Annotated in this window: 4 protein-coding genes and 1 pseudogene; 2 read left to right on the top strand and 3 right to left on the bottom strand. The window is 75.5% G+C overall.

Annotated features, from left to right (window positions below):
* Together SSBG_RS15780 and SSBG_RS15775 are read right to left on the bottom strand one after the other, a co-directional pair.
* Window positions 1-459 (bottom strand): annotated as a pseudogene (locus SSBG_RS15780) (hypothetical protein); the annotation flags it as partial.
* Between the two features lie 56 nt (window positions 460-515).
* The gene (locus SSBG_RS15775) at window positions 516-878 is read right to left on the bottom strand and encodes a helix-turn-helix domain-containing protein (protein ID WP_008747092.1); all 363 of its coding nucleotides are present in this window, start codon (window positions 876-878) and stop codon (window positions 516-518) included.
* A gap of 112 nt (window positions 879-990) precedes the next feature.
* Between SSBG_RS15775 and SSBG_RS15770 the strand changes: the two genes are divergently transcribed.
* Both SSBG_RS15770 and SSBG_RS15765 read left to right on the top strand, forming a co-directional pair.
* Window positions 991-1,494 (top strand): NUDIX domain-containing protein, encoded by a 504-nt coding sequence (locus SSBG_RS15770; RefSeq protein WP_050776907.1) that lies wholly within the window; start codon window positions 991-993, stop codon window positions 1,492-1,494.
* Between the two features lie 77 nt (window positions 1,495-1,571).
* A complete protein-coding gene (locus SSBG_RS15765; protein ID WP_008747090.1) occupies window positions 1,572-1,958 on the top strand; it encodes a VOC family protein in 387 nt (128 codons plus the stop codon).
* A gap of 52 nt (window positions 1,959-2,010) precedes the next feature.
* On the opposite strand, the gene SSBG_RS15760 is transcribed toward SSBG_RS15765, so the two are convergent.
* On the bottom strand, window positions 2,011-2,397 hold the full coding sequence (locus SSBG_RS15760; RefSeq protein WP_037869881.1) for a VOC family protein: 387 nt from the start codon (window positions 2,395-2,397) through the stop codon (window positions 2,011-2,013).
* Window positions 2,398-2,544 lie beyond the last annotated feature (147 nt).

Raw genomic sequence — 2,544 nt, 5'->3', positions numbered from 1 at the left:
CGTGCCCGCGTCGCCGCCCGCGCCGTTCCCGTCCTCGCCGCGCCAGCCGCGTACCGCCTCCTCGCCGCGCTCGGCGACCCGCTCGTACGTCTCCCGGGCGCGCACCGCGTACTCGGCGGCGAGCCCGAAGCCGCGCAGCGCGAAGCCCTGCGCGCTCTCCTGGAGCCGCCGCAGCTCCGCCTCGCGGCTCTCGCGCGAGGAGAACGCGGTCACGACCTCCGTGACGGCGGCCCGCGCGACGGCCTGCGCCTCGCGGGCACGGGCGACGGCGCGGTCCTGGAGCTCCCTCGGGTCGCTCTCGCGGACCGCCTGCACCCGGGCGGGCGCCTCGGCGCGGAGCTGGTCGAGGATCACGGGCAGCCGCAGCGCCTGCTGCACCGCCAGCTCCGCCGTACCGGCGGCGAAGTAGAGGGGGGTCGGGTCGGTGAGGGTCTTGCGCAGATCATCGGCGATGGCCATGACGTGGTCCTCCCGGAACACGAGTGAGGGTGAATGCCCGGCAGTACGGGTGCGGGTCAGTCGTCTTCCGCGGGGAGGCCGTTCTCCCTGCGGAAGGAGTCGTAGATCTGGAGCAGTACTTCCTTCTGGCGCGCCGTCAGCGCGGGATCGGCGAGCAGCACCGCCCGGGTCCCGGCCTCGGACCGGTCCCGCTCGTCCAGAATCCCCGCCTGCACGTACAGGGTCTCGGCGGAGATCCGCAGGGCCTTGGCGAGCTGCTGGAGGATCTCGGCACTGGGCTTGCGCAGCCCGCGCTCGATCTGGCTGAGGTACGGGTTCGACACCCCCGCCGCGTCGGCGAGCTGCCGCAGCGACAGGCGCGCCGCGCGCCGCTGCTCCCGCAGGAACTCCCCGAGTCCCCCCACATCGAGCGAAACCATGCGACCGATGCTCCCGCACCTCGCTAACTATTGCAAGCGCCCTGCTTGCACCCGCTAGCACGACGCCCGGGAGGCGGCGGCATTGTCGGCAGGTCCTGTCAGGGTGGGCGGCATGGATGAGCTGGTGGAGCTGGTCGATGGGCGGGACCGGGGGACGGGGGTCCTGACCGAACGCCGGGACGCGGTCCGGGAGGGGGCGTTGCACCGGGTCGCCGTGACGGTGTGCCGGGAGACGCGCGGCCGGGTGCTCGTGCACCGGCGGGCGGAGGGGCTGTCGCGCTTCCCCGGCCGGTACGAGCTCGTGGTCGGCGGTGCCGTGACCGCCGGCGAGTCCTACGCGCGGGCCGCCGCGCGGGAGCTGGCCGAGGAGCTGGGCGTCCGCGTCCGGCCGCGCCTCCTGTTCACCTTCCTCAACCGCTCCGGCCTGAGCCCGCACTGGCTCGGCGTCCACGAGACCGTCGTCCCGGACGTGGTGACCCGCGATCCCCGCGAGGTCGCCTGGCACGGCCTGCTGACCGGGCCGGAGCTGCGCTCCGCCCTGCGGGAGTGGTCCTTCACCCCCGACAGCCACGAGGTGCTGCGCCGGTACCGCGTCTTCCGGGCCGCGCGGTCCTGACCCCGCCCGTCCTCGCACGCCAGGTTCGGCGGCCGGGGCCGCCCGGGTGCGGCGGCCCGGGTCCGGGAGGAGCACGTATGAGCAGCCGGTTCACCGAACTCGCCGTGGACTGCCTCGATCCGCGCGCGCTCGCGCGGTTCTGGTGCGCGGTGCTCGGTCACGAGGTGCACGAGGACGAGGACGGCGACTACGTCTCGATCGGGGCGCCCGGGACCGGTGCCCGGCGCCCCGGCCACGCGCCGCCCTCGATCGGCTTCGCCCGGGTGCCCGAGGGCAAGGCGGTCAAGAACCGGCTGCACATCGACGTCAACCCGAGCGACCGCGACCAGGCCGCCGAGGCCGAGCGGCTGCTCGCGCTCGGCGCGCGGCACGTGGACGTGGGCGCGGGGCCCGAGGTGCCCTGGGTCGTCCTCGCCGATGTCGAGGGCAACGAGTTCCGCGTCCTCGGGCGACGCGTGGAGTGAGCCCCGCCCGCGCTCCGGTCCTTGCCCGGCGCGAACCGGCCCCTCGCGGGGCTCAGCCCTCCGCTTTCTTCCGCACGACGCAGAACGGGTGGCCCGCCGGGTCCGTGAGGACCCGCGCGCGGGCCGGGTCGTGGGGCTGGTGGGCGGGCAGCACCGCGCCGAGCGCGAGAAGACGGGTCTCCGCCGCCGCCAGGTCCTCGTCCACCTCGTAGCAGAGATGGACCTGCTGCGGGACCTCCTGCCCCGGCCAGCGGGGCGGCCGGTAGTCCTCCACGGCCTGGAAGCCGAGCACGAAGCCGTCGGGCCCGGTGAGCGCCGCGAACCCCGCGCCGGACTCCGGGTGCGGGGCGAACCCCGTCACCCGCCGGTAGAACGCGGCAAGGGCGAGCGGGTCGGCGCAGTCCAGCGTGACGGCGACGGGACGCAGGTGCGCGGGCATGGGGGCGGCTCCTCGCTCGACGGGGCCCGCACCGTACGGAGTCGGGCTCCACACCGTACGGAGGCAGGCCTCGCGCAGTACAGGTCGGGCCCGCACGGGCACAGTGGCCGGCCCCGCGCCGTGCCGGTGCGGCAATACCGCGCCCCG

It is taken from the genome of Streptomyces sp. SPB074, from assembly GCF_000154905.1.
In the GTDB taxonomy this organism is placed as follows: Bacteria; Actinomycetota; Actinomycetes; order Streptomycetales; family Streptomycetaceae; genus Streptomyces.
The sequence above is the reverse complement of the archived record's forward strand: the minus strand, read 5'-3'. Positions and strand labels throughout refer to the sequence as shown.